The following is a 20,886-nucleotide window of genomic DNA, read 5'->3' as shown; positions in this document are numbered from 1 at the left end:
TGGTGGGGGTCAGACCGGCCGCAGCGCGGTCCAGGCCAGCCCGGCGAACAGCAGACAGACGCCCGCCAGCATCGCGGCCGTCAGGGGCTCGCCCAGGAGGCCGAAGCCGAGCACGGCGGCCGTCAGGGGTTCCACGAGGCTGAGCGTGGCCGCCGTGGTCGGCGACACCCACCGCAGGCCCAGCCCGAAGACGAGGAACCCTCCGGCGGTCGTCACCACCCCGAGGTAGAGCGCCACGGCCAGGCCGTCCGTGGCGGCCAGCCAGGACAGGTCGTCGCGCAGCGCGAACGGCAGCAGGACCACGGCGGCCACCAGCAGCATCCAGCCCATGACCACCTGCGCCGGGGCGGCGGCGATGAGGGGCTTGCTCACCACGGCGAACAGTGCGTAACTGGCGCCGGCTGCCAGCGCCATGGCGATGCCGGGCGCCGGGGAGCCGGCGGAGCCGGACGGGGCGCCGCCGTTCAGGAGCGCGCAGCCCAGCACCGTGGTCGCCGTGGCGACCCACCAGTGCGTGGCGGGCCGGCGCCGGGTCCGCACCCACACGATCAGCCCGGCGAACACCGGGGAGCTGCCGATGGTCAGCACGGTGCCCATCGCCACGCCGATGTGCCGCATCGAGGCGAAGAAGAGGATCTGGAAGGCGCCGACGCTGACGCCGCCGAGGAGCAGGGCCCCCAGGGAGCGGGCGCCGGGCGACCGGCGGGGGCGGGCCGCGCGCCCGGCGGCGACGAGCAGGCACACTCCGCCGAGGAGCGTGCGGAAGGCACCGGTCGAGGCGACGCCGCCCATCTGGTCCGGGACCTTCTGCGCGGCTCCCATGGTGCCCCAGAGGACGCCGGCGAGCAGCACGAGGAAGGCTCCCGTCCGCGGCCGGCCCCGCTCCTTCGGCGGCGGCGCCGCGGACGCGGCCGCGACCCCGCCGCGCCGGGTGCGCGCCGCCCTGCCTGGCGCCACTAAGTCGCCTTCCGGGGCCGCAGGGACATCTGGTTGTAGCCGTGCAGGCGGCGGGCCTCGCGCAGGGGCGTGCCGGCCGCCACGTCGACGCGCACCGCCGCCTCCATGCCGGCGACGCGCAGGACGTTCCCGGTCACCTCGGTCACGTGGGCGGCGGGCACGGCGATGGCGCCGGCGCCGTCGGCGCACACCAGGTCCCCGGGGTGCACGACGGTGTCGCCGATCTCCACGGGTTCCTGCCGCGTCACCAGCCGGACGCGGTTCTTGCCGGACTTCATGTACGCGCCGAGGCTCCACACGGAGTAGCCGAGGGCCCTGATGTCGTCGAGGTCCCGGCAGCAGCCGTCGATGACGGTCCCGGCGAGGCCCGACCGCACGGCGACGGCGGTGAGGATGTCGCCCCATACGGTGCAGTGCGTGCGGCCGCGGTTGGCGATCACCACGACCGAGCCCGGGGGGACGTCGTCGATGAACTCCGCGGCCGGTGCGGGCACTCCGGGCGAGACCGTCTCGAATCCGAGGGTGTAGGCGGGGCCGGCCTTCGTCCCCTCGCCGGACATGCGGGTGAGCCGTTCGAGACCGCCGTTCAGACCGAGCAGGTCCATGGCGTCGCTGACGGCCGCCGTGCCGTGTTCGGAGAAGGTCTTGACCGCGAGGTCGACGTCTATGCGCGCCACCTGGGCTCCTTGTCGCTCGTGGGGCAGAAGGACTGTGCGCGGACCACGTGCGCGGAGTCGGTGATCTCCACGCCGAGTCCCGGGGCCGGCCGTGGTGCCACCCGGCCGGGGCTGACGAAGCACACCTGGGGGGTCGTGCCGTCGTCGCGGTAGTACCGTGCGGTGGGTCCGACGTCGCTCGGCAGCGTCATGTTCGCCAGTGTGCCGAGCGCGATGTTCGTCCACCGGCCGACGCCGAAGTCGTACTTGGCGCCCACGAACGCCGGGACGCCGTGGTCCCGGCAGGCGTCGTGGATCCGCCGGGCCTCGGCCAGCCCGCCGACCCTGCCGGCCTTGACGTTGACCGCGCGGCAGGCACCCGCGTCCAGGGCCTGCCGCACGTCGGCGAGGGACTTGACGGACTCGTCCAGGCAGACCGGTGTCGCGAGGGACGCCTGGAGGGCGGCGGATTCGGCGATCAGGCGGCTCTTCAGCGGCTGTTCGAGGGCCAGGAGGCCCAGCCCGTCCAGCGCGCGCAGGTGCGGCAGGTCCTCCGCACCGTACGCTGCGTTGGCGTCGGCGATCAGGGGGACGTCCGGCAGCGCGCTCCTGACGGCCTTGACCGGCTCGACGTCCCAGCCCTGCCGGATCTTGATCCGCACCCGGGCGTAGCCGGCCTCGTGCGCCCGGGCCACCGCGTCGACGAGCGCGTCGATCGTCGGCTCGATCCCGACGGTGGCCCCGACGGGCACGGTGGCGCGCTCGCCGCCGAGCGCGACGCCCAGCGGCACGCCGGCGGCCTTGGCCCGAAGGTCCCAGAGGGCGCATTCGAGTGCCGCCTTGGCCTCTTCGTGGCCGTTCACGTGGGCCCAGGCCCGTGCGGCGGCCTCGGGGTCGGTCGTGCCGGATCGGAGGACCAGCGGGATGAGGTAGCGCTCCAGGACGTGCCAGGCGGTCTCGGTGGTCTCGTAGTTGTAGTAGGGCGTCTCCATGGCCGTGCATTCCCCGAGGCCCGTCAGGCCGCCCGCCTCGACGCGGACCAGCACCTTGGTCCAGGACTCGAACCGCTGCCAGCGGTTCTCGAAGGGACGCGCCAGCGGGGCCCGCGTCATGAGGAGGGAGACGCGTTCCGCCCTCATGCCGGCCGGGCCCGTTCACCGAGCACGTGCACGGCCAGTTTCTGGCCGCCCTGGAAGACGTTCACCCGGGCCTGGAGGCTCGCCTTGGCGCCGAAGCCGCGGAATTCGCCGTTCATCACGTAGCCGTCGAGGCTGGTCGCCATCGGCACCACGGCCGGTGTCCCGCCGTCCCGCAGCACGGGGTAGGGCACCGGGGCGACGTATTCCTGCACCAGGTGTCCCTCCGCCAGGCCGCGGGCGACCGCCTTCTCCCACGTGCTCCGGGAGACGGCGCGTCCCACGGTGACGCCGTCGCCTCTGATGTCGTACGGCTCCTTGAGCACGTAGGCGTGCTGCTGGTCGAGGAGTTCGTCGGTGAGCAGGGCGTACGAGGTGCGGCCGGGGGTGCCCGGGGCCAGCCGGCGGGCCCAGGGCAGCAGGGTGGCGGCCAGCGCGCGTTCCCCGTCGGTGAACAGGGCGGCGAAGTCCGGTTCCTGGGGCAGCGCGAGCGCGAGCTTGTTCTCGGCGACGTAGCGGGCGCCGAAGGGATTGACGTTGACGAAGCCGGTGTCGGAGACGGCGCGCAGCCAGCGGCCGGCCAGGGCTTCGTCGGCCTCCACCAGTGCGCACCAGCCCGTCGTGTTCACCTTGTTCCAGCAGGCGTCCGCCGGCTTGTCGCCGAAGAAGACCCGGCCGTGCGAAAGCCGCAGGTCACGGGGGTCGGCCAGGTAGGCGTCGAGGCCCGCCGTACGGAAGGACTCGGCCATCAGGACGCTCTCCCGGTTGGACCCGCCTGCCGGCTGGAGGACGGCCAGGTGCTCGATGCCCGTGCCGCCCCGGCGGGCGTCGCAGGACCGCAGGGCGGCGAGCAGGGCGTGTTCGTCGGTGTAGGTGAGGGGGGAGAGCGGTGGCGCGACGGCCGTCGAGCCGCAGACGCCCCTCGCGTCGTACACGCCCATGGCGTCGAGGCCGTCGTGGACGGTGTTGTTGACGCGCGCGGTGAACAGGGTGCCGGCCGGTGCGTCGGCGTTGTTCTCCAGCACGACGGGCGTCTCCGTGCCCTGGGTCAGGTAGCCGTCCACCCGGCAGACGACGACGTGCCCGTCCAGGCCCGTGTCGGCGAGCACCAGTTGCTCGGCGGTGGGGCCGAGGGAGAACCAGGCGCGTACCGCGGGCTTGGAGCGGTAGAGGTCCACGATCCTGTCGAGCAGTCGTCCGTAGGATTCGAGCTGCCGGGCGTAGGCGGCGGCTTCCCGCTCGGTGAGGAGCAGAGGAAGCGGCGAGAGCGGGAACTCCTTGTTCCGGAACTCCGGTCCCCGCGCCACGCGCTGGTGGAACAGTTCCAGGCCGGCCGCGTCCGCGCCGGTCAGCGCCGTCACGTACGCGCCTGCCGCGTGCCAGTCGATCACTGTGCCGCTCCGCTGGCCTCGTGCGGGACGTCTTCCAAGGGGTCAGCCGGGGAGTCGAGACCACGCACCTGGTCGAAGAAGTGCTTGGTGAACGCCCGCGTCACCGGGGCGTCCGGCCAGTGCCGGCAGGGGTGGTCGTCGAAGGAGCGCACGGGGGCGATCTCCAGTCCGGTGCCGCAGAGGAACGCCTCGTCGGCGAGGTAGGCGTCGCCACGGCTCAGCAGGCCCTCGCGGGCGGGGACGCCGACGCGCCGTGCGGTGTCGAGCACCCACTGGCGTGTGATGCCCGGCAGGACGCCCTCGCTGAGCGCCGGGGTGTGCAGCTCGCCGTCGCGGACGACGAACAGCGCGGCGGTCGGGGCCTCGCAGAGCCGGCCGTGCTCGTTGAGCAGGACGCAGTTGTCGTAGCCGCCGTCCTTGGCGGCCAGCAGGGCCAGCCGGGGGCCCGCGTAGTTGGAGATGTTCTTGGCGGCCGGGGGGAAGGTGTTCGGGCCGCCCCGCTGCCAGCCGCTGATCTGGAGCCTCATGCCGGTGAACCCGCCCGCCAGCCAGCGCTTGCGGCCCATGGGGGTGCCGGTGACGGTGAGGACGGGGACCACGTCGGCGCCCATGGTGCCCTGGTTGTGGGCGCTGACGGCGACGCGGACGTAGACGTCGTCGTCGAAGCCGTTGCGCCGGGCCAGCTCGCCGACGAGGGACGGGAGCCGGGCGATGCCCGGGTCGGGGATCCGTGTCAGCGTCAACGAGTCCCCCAGCCGCCGGACGTGCGCGTCGAGGAGGAAGGGCACGACCCCGCCGGCCCCGTGCTGGCGGTACATCCTGACGCCCTCGAAGACGGACAGGGCGTAGCGCATCGCGAGGCTCCCCACGGGGACGCTCGCGGCGGCGACGTCGGTCCAGCCGCCGTCGTGGTAGGCCCAGGTGACGGGCGAGGCTGCGGGGGGACTCGCGGTCACGTCACGCTCCCTGGTGGCGGAAGACGGGCTCGTCTGCGGAGTACGCCTCACGCAGGATCGCGTCGAAGTGCTGGTGCCGCAGGTCGAGGGCCCTGGCGAGGTGCTTCTTCGCCCCGGCCCGCAGTTCGTCGGTGTCGCAGTAGCGGACGAGGAGTTCCCGGGCGGCGGCCGCGTGCTCGTCCTCCAGCTCGCTCACGGCGTCGGCCTCCTCGTTCGCCGACGCGTGGTGGACGAAGAACTCGTAGCCCCAGTCGGGCAGCCGGTACGCGTCGCGCATGACGGTCAGCATGCTGCTCCCGCTCGCGTTCACGATCGGCGGCTGGCCCTCCATGAGCAGCAGCACGGAGGCCACGCCCGCGGTGAAGTGGACCTCGGAGTCGTTGCAGACGCCGATGTTGTGCTCGACCACGGCGGTGGTCTCGGGGAAGGGCTCGGTGTCCTCCAGTTCCTCGCGCGTGACGCCGACCGCGCGGCCGAAGTCGGCGAACGTCTCCAGGTGGCGGCGCGAGCCGGAGAGGGCGCCGGTCTCCTCCTCGTAGATGTTCTCCACGAGCAGCGACCGCAGCCGGTGGTCGTCGACGCGGGAGGCTATGCCGAGGATGTTCCGGGTCCAGAGGTTCTTGATCGGCCAGCGCTGGACGACGAAGGTCCGCAGCAGGCGCGCGGTGGCCTTGCCGGACACGATGGTCTGGTAGAGGGGGCTGGTCATCTTCTTCCGCTCGACGATCATCCGGTCGAGTTCGGCGACGAATTCCGACATTCCTGTTTCTCACCTCGGACGTGTGGGTGGCGTGTTCACCGGTTGAGCAGGGAAACCAGGTCGCGGCCGTCGTTCCGCTCGCGGGCCGCGGAGATCTCGTCGAGATTCAGGTTGAGCAGGCCGGAGACGATGGACTCGGCTTCCGCCGTGAAGTCCCGCGTCTTCCAGGGTTCGAGGACGTCGGCCGCCGCCCGGGCGAGGGGGGCGATGTCCAGGCTCCGCACCCCGCGGGAACGCAGGTAGCCGGCGATCAGGTCGAGCCGGAGGTTGCCCCCGCCCTTGCCCATCCCGCCCAGGGAGGCGTCCAGGTAGGCGCATCCCTCGCGCAGGGCCGCGAGCGCGTTGCCGAAGGCCAGGTGCAGGCCGTCGTGGGCGTGGAAACCGAGGGGGATGGCGAGGTGCCCGCGGATCTCGCCGACGAGGCGGGCGACGTCCTCCGGGAAGAGGCTTCCGTTGGAATCGGCGAGGTAGAACACGTCGGCGCCGTCGCCCTCGGCCCGCTCGGCGATCCGCACGACCTCCGCGGGCGGCAGTTCACTGACCCGTATGACGTTGAGGCCCACCGCCATGCCGGCCGCCTTGACGGCCTCGATGTGGGGCCGGGTCGCGGCGAGGTTCCGCGGCCCCACCGGGAAGCGGACGGTGGTCACGCCGAGGGCGGGCAGGGCGGCGTAGTCCTCCGGGGCGGTGTCGCCGGGGCGCACCATGACGGCCAGGCGGGCGCGGGGCGCCGCGCGCCGGAGCCGCGCGAGGAAGCCGGACGGGCACGAGGCCGTGGGGGCCGTCGCCCCGTCGGCGTCATGCCGGCGGGGGCGGAAGTACCCCACCTCGACGCGCTCGACGCCGGCCCGGACGACGGACCGGACCACCCGCTCGGCCTGATCGGCCGCCCAGGAGTGCCGGTTGACGTAACCGCCGTCCCGCAACGTGACGTCCAAGAGCCGTACGTTCTGGAAATCCACTGAATCCATCGCTGATGCTTCACCTGGCAACGGCATTTTCACAACGCCTCCGTCGGAGCACTTGCTGCAAATGGTTCCTGGCTGAGTCGGACCGGCCCGCCCCGTGAACGGGGAACGCCACGGGCGGCGGGGAAATCCGCTGGGCGGAGTGGAATGTGCGTGGCCGGTTTCCGGTGCGCACTTCGAGGATGCTGTCAATGGCTATCAGACGCGTCAAGGGGCCGGGTGGGCCCTCCCGGTAACGATGACACGGCGGCGTGGGCACTCGCACGGGCTGGTGACTCAATTCCCACAGGGTGACCGAAAATCGCACCCGGCCGTCCGATCGACACGACCGGCCCGAGCAGCGAAATCTCCAACTCCGCACCCTGGGCGGCTGGTTATGGGCCAACATTCAACTGACGCACTCCGACGGTGCCCCAGCCGACCCCTGTGGGCACTCACGCCACAACACGCCACAGGCGTTAGCGCCTTGACGATACGCGATCAAGATTGACAGCATCGCTGAACGGGACCGGAGGGGAGGGAGGGAAACGGAATACTCCGCGCCCCGACCGGACCGCCACGGGGCGCGACGGCGAGTGCGCAACCGAATTCCGGCCCATTCCCTTCACGCGCACCCCGTCCACGGGTGACCCCACTGATGACCCACTTGGGACCACACGTGTGGCCGAAATGGTGACCTCACTTGTGACCTTATTTGTGACCGCTTGCGAAAAGGAATCGGGAAGCATGACACCACCGGAGACCGCACCCACCGAGGGCGGCTACAAGCGCAGTCTCGGCACCCGCCAGACACAGATGATCGCCATCGGCGGAACCATCGGCACGGGCCTCTTCCTCGGCGCGGGCACGGCCATTTCCCAGGCGGGCCCCAGCCTGATCCTCTGGTACGCCGTCGCGGGCGCCGTGCTCTTCCTCGTCGTGCGGGCCCTGGGCGAACTGCTGATGTACCGCCCCGCCTCCGGAAGCTTCGCCGACTACGCACGCGAATTCCTCGGCCCGTTCTGGGGCTACGCCACGGCCTGGACGTACTGGATCATGTGGGTGACCACGGGCATGGCCGAGATCACCGCGGCCGGCACGTTCGTCCGCTACTGGGCCCCGGACTTCGCGCAGTGGAAGACGGCCCTGATCGCCCTGGTGGTCCTCACCTGCGCCAACCTGATCTCGGTGAAGATCTTCGGCGAGCTGGAGTTCTGGTTCGCCATGATCAAGGTCACCGCGATCCTCGGCATGATCCTGATCGGGGTGGGCGTGCTCATCCTGGGCTTCGGCGACGCGGGCGACACCGCCTCCGTCAGCCATCTGTGGGCGGACGGGGGCATCGCGCCCCACGGCGTGGGCGACTCGCTGATGACACTGCAGATCGTGCTCTTCGCGTACCTGGGGGTGGAGCTCGTGGGCGTCACGGCCGGCGAGACCAAGGACCCCGAGAAGAACATCCCCCGGGCCATCAACAGCCTCCCGCTGCGGTTCGCCCTCTTCTACCTGGGCGCCCTCGTGGTCATCCTGTCGGTGGTCAGCTGGAGCGAGTTCCGCCCGGGAACCAGCCCGTTCGTGGCGGCGTTCGCCAAGATCGGCATCCCGGCGGCGGCGGGCATCGTCAACTTCGTGGTGCTCACCTCGGCCCTGTCCTCCTGCAACGCGGGCGGCCTCTACGCGACGGCCCGGATGCTGCGCACGGTGGGCCTCAACGGCGACGGGCCGAAGGCCCTGGCCCGCCTCACGGGCCGGGGCGTGCCGAGGACGGCGGTGGCGGTCTCGGCGGTGGTGATGGCGGCGGGTGTGGGCATCAACGCACTGGACCCGGAACACGCGTTCACGTACATCACGAGCGTCTCGACGGGCGGCGCGATCCTGGTCTGGAGCATCATCCTGGTCACCCACATGCGCTACCGCCGAGCAGCAACAGCAGGCCAGGTCCCGGCCTCCCCGTACCGCATGCCGGGAGCCCCGTACACCAACTGGCTGGCCCTCGCGAGCTTCGCGTTCGTGACGGTGCTGATCGGCTGGGAACGGGAGACACGGGTGGCGCTGTACGTGATGGGGGTATGGGTGGCGCTGCTAGCGGTTGGCTGGGCGGCACTGCGGGGGCGGGGGAAGGTCGCGGGGGGAGCGGCCACGAGGCCGGCGCCCGTAGTCAAGCCGGAGGAGCGCACTTCATCGCGGTGAGGGAGGGGGCGGCGACGACCGCCCCTACTCTGCGCGGGCCTTGGCTGACGCACGTGAGGTAGTGGGAGCAACGTGCGGGTGGCTGTGGAAGTTCTTCCAGCGGAGTCTGCGGCCGACGCGAGGTAACGTCCTGTATGGGTGAAGATTATTTCTTGGCGAGACATCAGACGCGACTGTAGGTGGAAAGGGCGTCGATGAGTGTGTGGCGACGAACGCAGCGCAAGGAGCAACAGGAAGCAGCTTGGCAGGTAAAGCATGGAGCCACGCTCGTCGGCACCCTCTTCCTCCTGGAGGTTGACCAGCCATGGTTCAGGTGCCGGTTTGAACCATCCGGCGAGTGGGACTCAGTCAGCCCGTTGTTCGAGGCCCAGGAAGAAGCCAGAGCCATGAACTTTCCCGAGGACATGGTGTGGTCCATCGCTGCAGTTCGGGACCTCAACCTCGAACTGCACCCGGTGGATGGCGGGGAAAACATTAGGCCAGTGATGATCTGTATCGGGATGGAACAGTCGAGCTTCCGGTATTGACCAGCTCGTACTGCCCCAGTCCCTTGGCCACGACACGGCACTGGCTGCGCATGGTGCCTGGGCCGAGGGCAGCTGACTGTCGGCCAGGCCAGCGCTCTGCACCACTGCGGACCAACGGGCAGACACAGCCATGGCGATGGAGCTGGCCCTGCTGGCGGGCCAAGCGGCCCGTCCTGCATACAGGAGGGACTTGCTCAGGCTGCCTCTCCCACGCCGCTGGGCAGAGTCACCAGCCCCGCCCGCATTGCGCGAGCACGGGTCTTCCTGGCGCCAGCGCGATCCGCGTTCCCCCGCTCTGGCGTGACCTGGTCGACGCGGTGCCCGACGTCAGCCTGTCACAGACTCGCCCACGTGGCCTCGGCCTCTTCCGACGTTCCGACCCTCTGGACTTGCGCCTCCACCGGACAGTGATCGAGATCCGTGACGCAATTCTCGACCTGCGCGCCTACATCCCCCAAGCGGTATTGGACGACGTTCAAGCCCACCTCGAACACGAAAGCTCGCCCCGCCGATATCGAACCCAGTGTGACCGCATGCTGGTTACATATAGCGCGATATGCCAAGGCAGGCGGTGCACCCCGGTTGCGCGGCGATCTGGCCGTCCCACTCCACGGGGGTGCTGACCTGTCTGGCGAGATCGAGTTCCTATGCAAAGCCGCCAAGGCGAACACTTCACCTCAGATCCATGAACTCGCCGCCCGCCTTAGCCGCCCGATAACGACACACTGAAATCGGAGGTCTTTTCGACATGGAAATTCAAGGAAATTGCAGCGACCAGTTCAGCGCAGTACGGGAAGCGTTCGCCAACTCCCTACAGAGCGGGGCGGATGTAGGTGCCTCGGTGGCGGTCTACCTCGACGGCGAACTCGTCGTCGACCTGTGGGGAGGGTACGCCGACCAGGCCCGTACCCGGCCCTGGCAGCGCGACACCATCACCAACGTGTGGTCCACCACGAAGACGATGACCGCGCTGTGCGCTCTCGTCCTCACCGACCGCAACGAGCTCGACCTGTCCGCACCGGTCGCGAAATACTGGCCCGAGTTCGGTACCGCGGGGAAAGAGCACATCGAGATCCGGCACCTGCTCAGCCACACCGCCGGCCTCCCCGACTGGGACCAGCCCATGACACTCGACGATCTGTGCGACTGGGAGAAGGCCACCACCCTGCTGGCCCGCCAATCGCCCCGCTGGGAACCCGGCACGACGTCCGGCTACCACCGGTTCACCCACGGCTTCCTGATCGGTGAGGTCATCCGCCGCATCTGCCAAGAGTCAATCGGCACATTCTTCGCCGACCAGATCGCCGGCCCACTGGACGCCGACTTCCACATCGGCCTCGCAGCCAAACACGATCACCGCGTCTCCGAAGTCATCCCCGCACCCGGCCCCGCACCCACGCCCAACCCACAAGTGACCGTACCGGTCGGCGCCTACGTGACCGCCCAGGACACCAGGAGCACCCAGTGGCGCCGCGCCGAGATCCCCGCCGCGGACGGCTACGGAAACGCACGATCCGTGGCCGCTGTCCAATCGGTACTCTCCACCGGAGGCCTGACACCCTCGGCGCGCCTACTTTCCGAGACCACCTGCCGCACGGTGTTCAACGAACAGTCCCACGACATCGATCTGGTGCTTGGCATCCCGGTACGTTTCGGTATGGGCTACGCCCTGAACGCCAGCGACTCACCGGTCAGCACATCCAACGTCCACACCTGCTTCTGGGGTGGAAGGGGCGGATCGCTGGTCGTCAACGACCTCGACGCGCGCATGACCTTCACATATGTGATGAACCAGATGACCTACCTCGGCCTCACTGACCCACGCAGCCAGAAGCTTCTCCAGGCCGTCTACCAAGCGTTGGCACTCTGACCAAAAGCCCCTCGTCTGTTCATTCGCGTCCTGATGTGGATCAGGGCCCCGGACCGCTGGCCAATGACCTGTCGCGCCGGCTCATGGCAATCCGGTCGGCATGAGCCGGCTCGATCTCATTGGCGACTTCACAGGTTCTACCGTTCCCACCAGCGACCCGGCCCGGTCACTCCTCACCGACTCACGCTTGCGTCACGGCTGGCTGGGCAGCACCGCCGCACCTGCACCACAGCCCACAGCCCACAGCCCACAGCCCACAGCCCACAGCCCACAGCCCACAGCCATGACGTGAAGCGCCTACCCCAGCCCAACGCAACCGCCCGCCAGCGGACCCCAGCGGCCCAGCTGGCGGGCGGATTCATAGAGGTACAAGCGTATCTCGACACCCCGGGATCACCGTCGAACGCGATCCACTCCCAGAGGGTGGAGGAATCGGCTGGGTTCACTGTGCCAGGAAATGGTGAGGGCGTCCCGCGCCCTGGTAGCGGCGACGAACAGCAGGGAACGGGCCCGCTGCAGTTCGCGCCTGTGCCGCAGCCGGTCCGTCCGTTCCCAGGCGTCCACGGTCGAGCGGGGAACCAGACCGTCTGAGACGCCGGCGATGATCATGCGGCGGTACTCAAGCCCCTTGAAGCGGTACATGGTGCCGACGTGAACGCCCTCGCCTCCTCGCGGCCCATCGCCGGTGATCTTCAAGGCCATGATCCCCCGTCGGTTGAGCCGGGACACGACGTCGTCGGCCATGTCGTTCGTCGGCACGCAGATCGCGACCGCCTCACGTGGGACGTCGTGCCACGCCTGTACCTGATCCACCACCAGGTCGAGTTCCTCGTCCCAGCTGTCCGCGCGCCGCAGGGACGGACGGCCTCCGTGCAGCACCGACCGGTATCCGGCCAGGTCCTCGGTACTGCCGTCCAGGTCGTCGTAATCCGTTCCTTCGAGGATCCCGATCGCGGACCCGAGGATCTCGCGCGTCGTGCGGTAGCTGAGGGTCAGCCTGGCCGAGCGGCCCCGGATGTTGACGCCCAGGCTGCCCAGGGTGACCTGGTTGTCGTAGATCCTCTGGTGGGTGTCGCCGACCAGGAAGATGTCGTCGGGTTCCTGCGGCGCCATGGCGCGCAGCATCTTCCAGTGGGCAGCGCCGAGATCCTGGGCCTCGTCCACGACGATGTGCCGGTAGCGGTAGCGCAGCCAGGCACCGGTGCCCGACTCCGCGTGGATGTTGCCCGGTCCGCCACGTTCCTCCTGCTGCCGACGGCGCTCCTCGATCTTGTTCTTGCGGGCGATCTCCAGCTGGGCGGCACGCTCGGCGACCTGGCGGTGCGTTTCGATCCCCTTGACCTCCAGGCGCTGGGTGAAGCGCTCGGCGAGCTGCCAGATCGCGGCCCGGTCGGCACGGGAGACATTGCGGCCCCGCCCCGCCCGCCGGGCCCGGAAGTAGTCGGCGCGCGATGCCACGGCCTGGCCGAGGATCACCTGGTTCCACTCGTCACTGAGGAACTCGGCGTCCCAGCGGTTGTCACCGGCCTCCACGAGCAGTTGGCGCCATTCGCGCAGGGCCTGTGCGTCGTCGATCCTGCGCTTGGTGTTGCCGGGGTCGGACTCGCTGACCACACGCGTGGCCAGCTGGTCGACGTGCAGAATGTCGACGCGGGCGAGCGTCTGCGGACCGCCGAGCGAGAGGAGACGGGAACGCAGGTCAGCGGCCAGGTTCTTGTTGAAGGTGGTGAGGAGGACCGGCTTGTTGTGCCCGGGCGGCAACCGGTCCACGAGGTGTTTGACCCGGTGCAGGGCGACGATCGTCTTCCCCGTGCCGGGGCCTCCGCCGACCCGGGCCGGGCCGGAGAAGGTGCGGTGCACCAGCTTTTCCTGCGTGGGGTGGAGGAAGACCTTCCACCGCCCGAAGTCGCCTTCCTCGATGATGCTCCGCAGTGACTCGTCATCCGTGATCACCACGGCCTGCGAGCGATCGGCCGCCGCCTGCCAGTCCTCGGCGAGGGGGCCTTCACAGCGCTCCTCTGGAGCGATCGCAGCCGACGCGGTGACCTCCTCCTCGACCTGCTCGTACGGAATTCCGTCGCGCAGCCGGAGCAGCACCTCCCCCGTGTGCCTGGGAGCGTACTCGGCGAGCCCGAGCAGCTCGTCGTCCGTGGTGAGCTTGAGGGCGATCGGGATCAGGGGCTCGGCCACCCCCAGGTCCGCCAACTGCTGCGCGCTGTACTGCGCGAACAGCGGTGCCTGGCCCTGCGGCTCGGGAGCTGGTTCCCGAGCGGGCGCTGCCGCGGGGGCGGCTCGGCGCAGGACGTCGTCCTCCACAACCTGGAGGTCCACGTATTCGATCGCGCCGGTGATCTGGTTGATGCCGTACGCGAGCCGGTCCAGGTTCCGGTGGACATGTCCGCGGTGCTTGACCGAGACCAGCAGCCAGTCGTTGCCACCCAGGCGCAGCAACAGTGCCCGGTACTCCCGGTTGACGCGCGCGGACCACAGCCGTTCGTGACCCTTGAGCGGCTTGAGGTCGAAGCCTGCCGCCTCGGGGTTCTTGCGGAACTCGTGCTGGAACTTGTAGACCGCCCCGACGATCGCCCGGTCCAGCTTGACGATCTCCTTGTCCGCCTTGTCGAGCAGGCGTAGGGTCGCGCCCGCGGTCGGCGAGCCGGTGCTGGTCATCGGTCGTGCTCCTCGTCGTCGTTCATGGCCGGGCGGTGGTCTGCTCCGGCAGGCCGCAGCAGGGCATCGGCGAGTTCCCGGGCGTCCCACTCCGCCGCGGTCCGTACGGTCCAGCCCGCCGCCGCGTATGCCTGGTCGCGGTCTTCCGCGTCACGGTCCTCGGCACCGTCGGCTCCTCGCCGGTGGGCGAGGACGACGCCGATGCGGTGGGTGGGCCAGGCCAGTTCGGCGGGCCAGGCCGCTTCCCCGAGTTCGTAGCCGGCGTCAGGCGCCGGGGCTCCTGACGCCGCCAGCGCGTCGGCGAGTTCTGCGAGGCCGGGCTCCTCCACGAGGTATTCGATGACCTCGTCCCAGGCGGGATCGCGCAGGACTTCCCCGGCCGGCTCGGCGGCGGGAACGGTGTGCGGCCCCGAGGCCGCCTCCCCTTCCGCGTCGGGCTCCGGCGACTGTCGCCGCGACTCCAGCCAGCCCGCCCCACCGGTCACGGCCAGTTCCACGGGGTCGAAGCCCGGCAGCTGGCTGGACGCGAGCTGGACGCCGTCTCCCTCGCCCTCGTTGAGGAACTGCAGCAGATTGGTCCAGTACAGCCAGGCCTGCCAGCGCCTGCGGTGCGCGTTCTCGTCGCCGGCCACCGCGTCCGGACTGTCGTCGAGCACAGTGAGCGCGGTCCAGGACGCACCCGCTTGCCCCTTGCGCAGGTCGAGTGCGATCGTCAAAGGGCATCCGCTGCCGTCCTGGGTCGCCATGACCTGGACCGCGCCCTGTCCGCCGGACAGCCGCTTGCCCGTCAGAGCGTCGGCGATGCGATGGCCGATCTCCGGCCCGTCCGCCAGAGCCCGGCTGGTCGCGGAGACGGCGGCGAACCCGGCGAGGACGCTCTGGGCACGGCGCCGCCACACCTCGTGGTCCGGGGTGGTCAGGTAGCCGATCAGGGTCTCGACGGGGTTGGCCCAGACGAAACGCGGCAGGTCGCGCGGGTCACCGCCGTGCACGCGGCGGTGGATGTCCGACGCGGTCTTCTGTGCCGTGTTCTGGTACGGCACCCACACAGGTGCGGCGGGCGGCTTCGTCTCTCCGGTCCAGGCGCGTACGTCGTCCCAGGTCAGCTGGAAGACCTGCCAGCCGTGTCCGGCCCGCAGCCGCGTGCGCTTGGCCGCGTCTCCAGCGATGCGGTTGTGATCGGGGCTCGCGTGGTAGCGATAGCCGTCCAGGTAGACGGCGACCCGCCTGCGGTCGTCGTCCAGGCTGCGGAAGACCACGTCGGGCACGGTGAACCCGAGGTCGGTCTGCGTCTCCATGCGCCACCCGCTGACCGTGCCGTCGGGCGCGGTGAACCGCAGCGTCGTGTCGCGCTCTCCGTCCGGGGTGAGCGCGGTGCGCACGCTCACCTCGTCGACGCGTTCCGCCCAGGCGAGAAGTCCCCGGCGGAAGAGCGCCTCCAGCTCACTCTCCACCTGCTGGACGAGGGTGATGTCCCGGGTCGTGGCGGCTTCCTCGATGTCCCAGCCGTCGCCGGCACGCCCGAGAAGCTCGCCGAGCATGTCGAGGGCGTGCTCCCGCGAGACCAGTTCGTATTCGCTGTCGCTGACATACCGCAACAGGCAGCGATGACAGGCAGGCCGGTTCTCGCCGACGCAGGGGCACCGCTCTATGACCTGCCGGGCCCGGGTCAGCACGTCGTGCAGCCCGTCGGGGCCGGCGAGCCGGTGCAGATAGCCGGTGCCACCGGGCAGGGCGTCGTACAGCACAAGGAAATGCCTGCGGACGTCGCTCCCGGGCTCGGGCATCGAGTCGGTGACCACGGCCAGGTGATCCGGGTCGCCACCGTAGCTCTGGGCGATACCCGCGAGGAGCAGCGCCTTGAAGGAGACCAAGCGCTCCTGTGTGTGGGCGGTGACGGCGGGGATGAGGATGCGCAATGCCTCGCTGCGCAACTCGTGGGCGAGCAGCAGCCTGACGCCCTGCTGCGCGGCCCGGGTCTCGCCGAGCCCGTCGCGCAGCCGCGGGCACCAGGGGCGGTGGTATTTCGTGACCCGGTGCGCGACGAGCGCGTCCTGCTGGCCGGCATGGGCGGCGGCGGGTCCGCCGTCGGCGTCGGCGTATCCGCAGGAGTCGCAGACCCAGAAGGGGTTGAGCCGTACGCGCCGTCCGGCGAAGGCTTCGTCCGCCCCGGTGTCCACGCGGGAAGCGCCTACATTGATGTGCCGGATCACGGCCTGCCGGGTGAACTCCCAGCCGAACGTCGCCTTCTTGTGCCGCCACGCCGTTTCAACGTGTTCCTGCGGGATGTCCACAGCCGGTACGACGGTGTAGTGGCGTCGCTCGCGCTCGTCGGTGTCGTCGCGCACCCGGACGTCGTCGCGCTGGTCCCTGGCCAGTACGCGGTGGGGCACCAGCACCTTGTGCAGACAGCCGACGTCGCCGATGGCCGCGGAGTGGCAGCGAGGGCAGGCGGAGGAGTCCTGCCGCGCCTGGTGGGTGCGGACGTGCCCGCAGTCGGGGCAGACCCGCCACCACAGCCACGCCGGGCGGCCGGGGCTGCCGACGTCGAGTCCGGTGATCCGGTGCTTGTAGCCCTGGATGTAGTAGTGGTTGCCGGGTGCGAAGTCGCTCAGGGCCAGGCGCGCCGGACGGTCGTACTTGAGCACCTTGCTGTGGTGCTCGGGCTGTCCGTCCTTGCCCTCCTCCCGCCAGGTGAGGGTGGCTTCGAGTTCCGTCACGGAGTCGACGAGGCTGTAGTTGGGCAGCAGACCGAGGTCGACGAGCGTGCCATGCGCGGTGGCACGGCTGATCTCGCCCGCCCGCCGGGCCACTGCCCGGCGCTCCGCCCGCAGCTCCCGGCCCTGTCGCTCGTGCTCCGGATCACCGGCCACGAGGGCCTGGTACGCCTCGTCGATCGTCTTGATCCGGCGCTGCATCTCGTCGCGGTGGTCTTCCCACTGCGTGCGCGCCTTGTCCAGGGCTCCAGCGAGGCCGCCGGTCGCGTACGCACGCAGTTCGTCAGCCGCCTGCGGGCTCACGCCGATGCCCTTCGCCTCGACGTACGGCGGGAAGAGCGCGAGGAACTTCTCGGCGAGCAGGGGGCCTTGGGCCAACGCCGCCTTCTGGAACTCGGACAGCCACCCCGACGGTCCGAACAGCTCGGTGGCCAGACGGGGCAGCGGGTGGATCGCCGCCCCGTCACCGTCCGGTGCGGGCAGACGGCCCGCACCGGCCAGGTCCAGGAGGTGCGCGAGGTACTGCCGGCGCAGGATCTCGATCGCGGACAGGAAGCAGCCGGGCGGCTGGATGTCACCGGCGATCATCTGCCGGGGATCTTCCAGGTAGTAGCGGTCCCGGGGGCCGCGGTCGACCATGGTGAGCAGATACGCGTTGCCGGTGGCACGCCCGGCCCGGCCCACGCGCTGCACATAATTGGCCGGCCCCTTGGGCAGCGAGGCGAGGACCACCGCGGAGAGGTCTCCGATGTCGATGCCGAGTTCCAGCGTGGGAGTACAGGACAGCACCTGAGGGTTGGCGTAGTGGGCGCCGGTGCCCGCCCGAAACGCCTTCTCCACCGCCTCCCGCTTGGGACGGCTGAGCGTGCCGGTGTGCTCGGCCGTGTTGATCGTGAAGACCCCTGCCTCGCGGTACATCCGCCGGTAGAAGTCCTGGGTGAAGTCACGGCGCCGCACTCCGCTCTCCAGGTCCTGCCCCGTGCGCAGCAGCCCGCCGCAGCGGTAACGGGGACACGGCTGCCCGTGCCACTGGTCGGCCAGATCGGGGTGGACGGTCTGTTCCCAGGAGCAGACGGGGCAGTGCGCCGACGCGTCGGCCACACAGTCGTCGGCCAGCTTGCGAACCTGCACGTGGCCGGGCTGGAGACCGTAGACGCGGGTGGCACCGTCCTTGGCCGTACGGGCCGAGAGCACGCCCGCGTCGACGAGCGCGGGCAGCAACCGGCCGAGGAAGGCATTGGCCGCATCGGGGCGCAGGCCGAGGCTGCGCCGGGTCCAGTCCTGGTACCAGCCGAGACGGCCGGTGACCACGTCGAAGTCGTCGCTGCCCTGCTTGGGGCTGCCCAGCAGGAAGGCCGGGGCGGACACACCGGGCGGGAAGGCCGGCATCCCGGTCTTGCGTCCGCCCCAGATGAGCCAGCGCCGCACGCCCGCCTGGTCCAGCCAGCCGTCGAGCCAGGCGTGCCGGATCGCGCCGCGCGTGCGGAGCCGTTCGAGGAGGCCGCGCACATGGCCGATCCAGCGGTCCGGGCCGGGCAGGGAGCCGTCGGGGAGCGAGATGTCGCCGGGCGTCGTGTGCAGGAGCTCGCGGACGATCTCGGCGATGGCGTCCGGATCCTCCAGCGGGACCTCCGCGGCGACGGTGCGCGTCAGCTCCAGAGTGCGGCCCTGCCGGGACCTGAGGCCGAACTCCAGGACCGCCGCGAAGGCGAGGCGCTGGGCGATGAGCTCCCAGGTGGCCCGTGAGCCGCGACTACGCCCGGACAGAAGGGTGTCGACGCCGCGCACGACATGCAGGTCGGGCGGGATCACGGCGGCCTGCACGGCCTTGCTGTCGACGACGTCCGCGATGAGGTCGGCCGCCAGGTCGCTCAGCGCGATCGGCTCGTCCTCGTCGATACGGCTGGTGAGCAGGGAACGGAACGAGAACGTGTACGAGCGGCTGGCGACGTATCCGGCCCGGTGGGCGGCGTCCTGCACCGAATCGTTGAACAGGAGGGTCTTGTCCTCCTTCAGATTCTTGTCCAGCTCTCCACCGGTGAAGAGCTGGGTGATCGAGGCGGCGGCGAGCGCGGCGAGGCCGGTACCGAGGTAGCGGATGGCGTTGAAAGTCCGGCAGGCCGGGCACTGGTCGCCCTGTGCCGCCCGGTCGTCGGCGAGGTCCACCCACACAAATGCGGCATCGTGCAGCGGCTTGGCCACGCGCGGTCCCGCACCGTCGCGCAGTGCCTGGAAGTCCGCCTCGGGCGACAGTGGCCGCAGGCGTCCGGTCAGCCCGTCGAGCACCATCACGGTCGGACCGCCGCGTGCCTTCTCGGTCACGAAGGCCGCGTCGTACGCCTGCTGCGGGGTCGCGGAGATCATGTTGCGGACACGGCTCTTGTCGCGACCGACAGACGCCCGGCGGATCTTCGTGGCTTTCATGTCGAGCTCCGCCGGGTCCGCCTCCGGAGAGAGCGCCGCCCAGCCGGAGCGACCGCACTCCCGGCAGAAGACGGCGGGGAGGAACACCTGGGCGGGCGGTGGAGCGCTGTCGCCGGCGGGCACGGCCTGGGCCGCGTCGTCCGTCGGTACGGTGCCGGAGCCGCCGGCGGCCGCCCCGCCACCCGTGCGCGCGGCGAGTCTGCCGCCGGCGGCGACCCTCTCGTCGTCCCAGCGGAACTCCGCCCTGGCCGCGCTGACGCCACGCAGCAGCCGGGATACCGACCGCACCCAGTGGTGAACCTCGATCGACAGCAGGGGGCGTGCGGGATGGTCGGGGTCGCGGGCCGTCGACAGCAGGGCGATGTAGCGGGCGAGTGCCTGTGCGGCCATGGCCGGGTTCTGCTGAACGGCCATGCCCCAGTGGTAGGCGTAGCGGGGGAGGACATCCATGACCTCTGCCATGGTGCGCGGGCGGCCGTCGAGGATCTCCAGGACGGCGGCGGTCAGCCGGTGGCGGCGCAGCTGTCTGCCGAGCTGCTGTGGGCTCAGGCCGCTCTTGCCCGTGAAGGCGGCGGCCAGGCGGTCCAGGGCCTCGGGGTCCCGGGTGGGGTCGCCCAGGTCCGCGACCTCGTGGGGGGAGGGGAACGGCAGCGTGAAGTCACTGTCCCCCGCGAACTCCTGTGCGCTGTGCCGGTCCTCCCCCACCACCGCCTCGGGTGGGAACGGCACGCCGAACACCTGCTCCGCCACGTCCAGCATGGAACCGCCCGCCGCGCCGGACCCGCTCTCGCCGAGCGTGGCCGACGTGGCGACGGGACAGACCGGGCCGAGCGGCCGCCCCGGCTCGTCCAGGCCCGCGACCGCGCCGAGCCTGCGCAGCAGCATGGCCACGTCGGTGCCCTGGGCGCCGTCGTACGTGTGGAACTCGTCCAGGACGACGAAGGCCAGTGCGGAGCCGTCCGCCTCGCGCCACAGCCGCTGGTCCTCGGGACGCTGGAGCAGCAGGTCCAGCATCTTGTAGTTGGTGATCAGGATGTCGGGGCGGGTGCGCCTGATCTCGTCCCGGTCGACGGCCACCCGGGGGTTGGCCTGCTTGAACTCCTTCGACGCCTTGTCGCCGATGTACAGCGCCGCGCGCACCCCCGCGTCCCTGAGCCGCGCGTCCCTGGGGTTGCCGAGGTAGTCGTTGATGCGGTGGGCCTGGTCGGTGGCGAGCGCGTTCATCGGATAGAGGAGGACGGCCTTGACGCCCTCCCGCCCGGCCTCGCGCTCCCGGCGGCAGTGGTCGAGCAGCGGGACGAGGAACGACTCGGTCTTGCCGGAGCCGGTGCCGGTGGTCACCAGCGTGGGCCGGGCCGGTCCGTGCAGCGTCGACAGCCGCTCCCAGGCCCGCTCCTGGTGGCGGTAGGGGGTGAAGTCCTTGACGCGCGGCCACCAGGTGAGGTGGCGCTGCCAGTCATCCCCTTCGGCCACTCGGAAGGGCGTGCGGATGCGCAGGTAGGGGCCCCGGAAGATGCCGTCCTCCGCGTCGCCGAGGAACTGTTCCAGCGCGCTGCGGGTGCTTTCGTCCGCCAGCGCGTACGTCGTCGACAGGTACTGGCTCAGGCTGCCGCGTACCTGGTCGGCGGCGAGGGTCGGTCGCACCCCGGGTCACTCCTTCGTTCCGTCGTCTTCGTCGGTGCCGC

General features: G+C 70.6%; 13 protein-coding genes. 4 read left to right on the top strand and 9 right to left on the bottom strand.

The window, feature by feature from the left end:
• Positions 1 to 9 precede the first annotated feature (9 nt).
• Genes CYQ11_RS24160 through CYQ11_RS24130 form a run of 7 tightly spaced genes read right to left on the bottom strand, consistent with a single transcriptional unit; the run spans position 10 to position 6,827 of the window.
• A complete protein-coding gene (locus tag CYQ11_RS24160; protein WP_099202456.1) occupies positions 10 to 957 on the bottom strand; it encodes a DMT family transporter in 948 nt (315 codons plus the stop codon).
• Positions 957 to 1,634, bottom strand: a complete 678-nt coding sequence (locus tag CYQ11_RS24155) for an RraA family protein (protein WP_099202455.1) — start codon at positions 1,632 to 1,634, stop codon at positions 957 to 959. Before CYQ11_RS24155 ends, CYQ11_RS24160 begins: the two co-directional genes overlap by 1 nt.
• Complete coding sequence (gene menC / locus CYQ11_RS24150) at positions 1,622 to 2,752, bottom strand: o-succinylbenzoate synthase (RefSeq protein ID WP_099202454.1); 1,131 nt, start codon at positions 2,750 to 2,752, stop codon at positions 1,622 to 1,624. Before menC ends, CYQ11_RS24155 begins: the two co-directional genes overlap by 13 nt.
• Positions 2,749 to 4,140, bottom strand: coding sequence for a hypothetical protein (locus CYQ11_RS24145; protein WP_099202453.1), 1,392 nt, complete (start codon positions 4,138 to 4,140; stop codon positions 2,749 to 2,751). The genes menC and CYQ11_RS24145 overlap by 4 nt, the downstream gene beginning before the upstream one ends.
• Positions 4,137 to 5,096: an aminotransferase class IV gene (locus tag CYQ11_RS24140; protein WP_099202452.1), complete on the bottom strand. Its 960-nt coding sequence runs from the start codon at positions 5,094 to 5,096 to the stop codon at positions 4,137 to 4,139. Before CYQ11_RS24140 ends, CYQ11_RS24145 begins: the two co-directional genes overlap by 4 nt.
• A gap of 1 nt (position 5,097) precedes the next feature.
• Entirely contained in the window at positions 5,098 to 5,856 is a 759-nt protein-coding gene (locus CYQ11_RS24135; RefSeq protein ID WP_099202451.1) for an iron-containing redox enzyme family protein, read from the bottom strand.
• A gap of 35 nt (positions 5,857 to 5,891) precedes the next feature.
• Positions 5,892 to 6,827, bottom strand: coding sequence for a hydroxymethylglutaryl-CoA lyase-like TIM-barrel protein (locus CYQ11_RS24130; RefSeq protein WP_181143768.1), 936 nt, complete (start codon positions 6,825 to 6,827; stop codon positions 5,892 to 5,894).
• A 723-nt stretch (positions 6,828 to 7,550) separates the two neighbouring features.
• Between CYQ11_RS24130 and CYQ11_RS24125 the strand changes: the two genes are divergently transcribed.
• The 4 genes from CYQ11_RS24125 (at position 7,551) to CYQ11_RS24115 (ending at position 11,390) form a co-directional block, all read left to right on the top strand.
• Positions 7,551 to 8,993 carry an amino acid permease gene (locus tag CYQ11_RS24125; protein ID WP_099202449.1) on the top strand — a complete coding sequence of 481 codons (1,443 nt, stop codon included), beginning with the start codon at positions 7,551 to 7,553 and terminating at the stop codon, positions 8,991 to 8,993.
• A gap of 194 nt (positions 8,994 to 9,187) precedes the next feature.
• On the top strand, positions 9,188 to 9,520 hold the full coding sequence (locus CYQ11_RS24120) for a hypothetical protein (RefSeq protein WP_099202448.1): 333 nt from the start codon (positions 9,188 to 9,190) through the stop codon (positions 9,518 to 9,520).
• A 50-nt stretch (positions 9,521 to 9,570) separates the two neighbouring features.
• Positions 9,571 to 10,143, top strand: coding sequence for a DUF6545 domain-containing protein (locus tag CYQ11_RS30805; RefSeq protein ID WP_338105733.1), 573 nt, complete (start codon positions 9,571 to 9,573; stop codon positions 10,141 to 10,143).
• 125 nt (positions 10,144 to 10,268) lie between these two features.
• Complete coding sequence (locus CYQ11_RS24115) at positions 10,269 to 11,390, top strand: serine hydrolase domain-containing protein (RefSeq protein ID WP_099202447.1); 1,122 nt, start codon at positions 10,269 to 10,271, stop codon at positions 11,388 to 11,390.
• A 393-nt stretch (positions 11,391 to 11,783) separates the two neighbouring features.
• Here CYQ11_RS24115 and CYQ11_RS24110 read toward each other — a convergent pair whose 3' ends face one another.
• Together CYQ11_RS24110 and CYQ11_RS24105 are read right to left on the bottom strand one after the other, a co-directional pair.
• Positions 11,784 to 14,060 (bottom strand): UvrD-helicase domain-containing protein, encoded by a 2,277-nt coding sequence (locus CYQ11_RS24110; protein WP_099202446.1) that lies wholly within the window; start codon positions 14,058 to 14,060, stop codon positions 11,784 to 11,786.
• Entirely contained in the window at positions 14,057 to 20,845 is a 6,789-nt protein-coding gene (locus CYQ11_RS24105) for a DEAD/DEAH box helicase (protein ID WP_099202445.1), read from the bottom strand. The genes CYQ11_RS24110 and CYQ11_RS24105 overlap by 4 nt, the downstream gene beginning before the upstream one ends.
• Between the last annotated feature and the right edge of the window lie 41 nt (positions 20,846 to 20,886).

The sequence above is a fragment of the Streptomyces cinnamoneus genome, from assembly GCF_002939475.1.
GTDB lineage: Bacteria > Actinomycetota > Actinomycetes > Streptomycetales > Streptomycetaceae > Streptomyces > Streptomyces cinnamoneus_A.
Note: the sequence above shows the minus strand (reverse complement) of the source record. Positions and strands in the feature narration are given on the sequence as shown.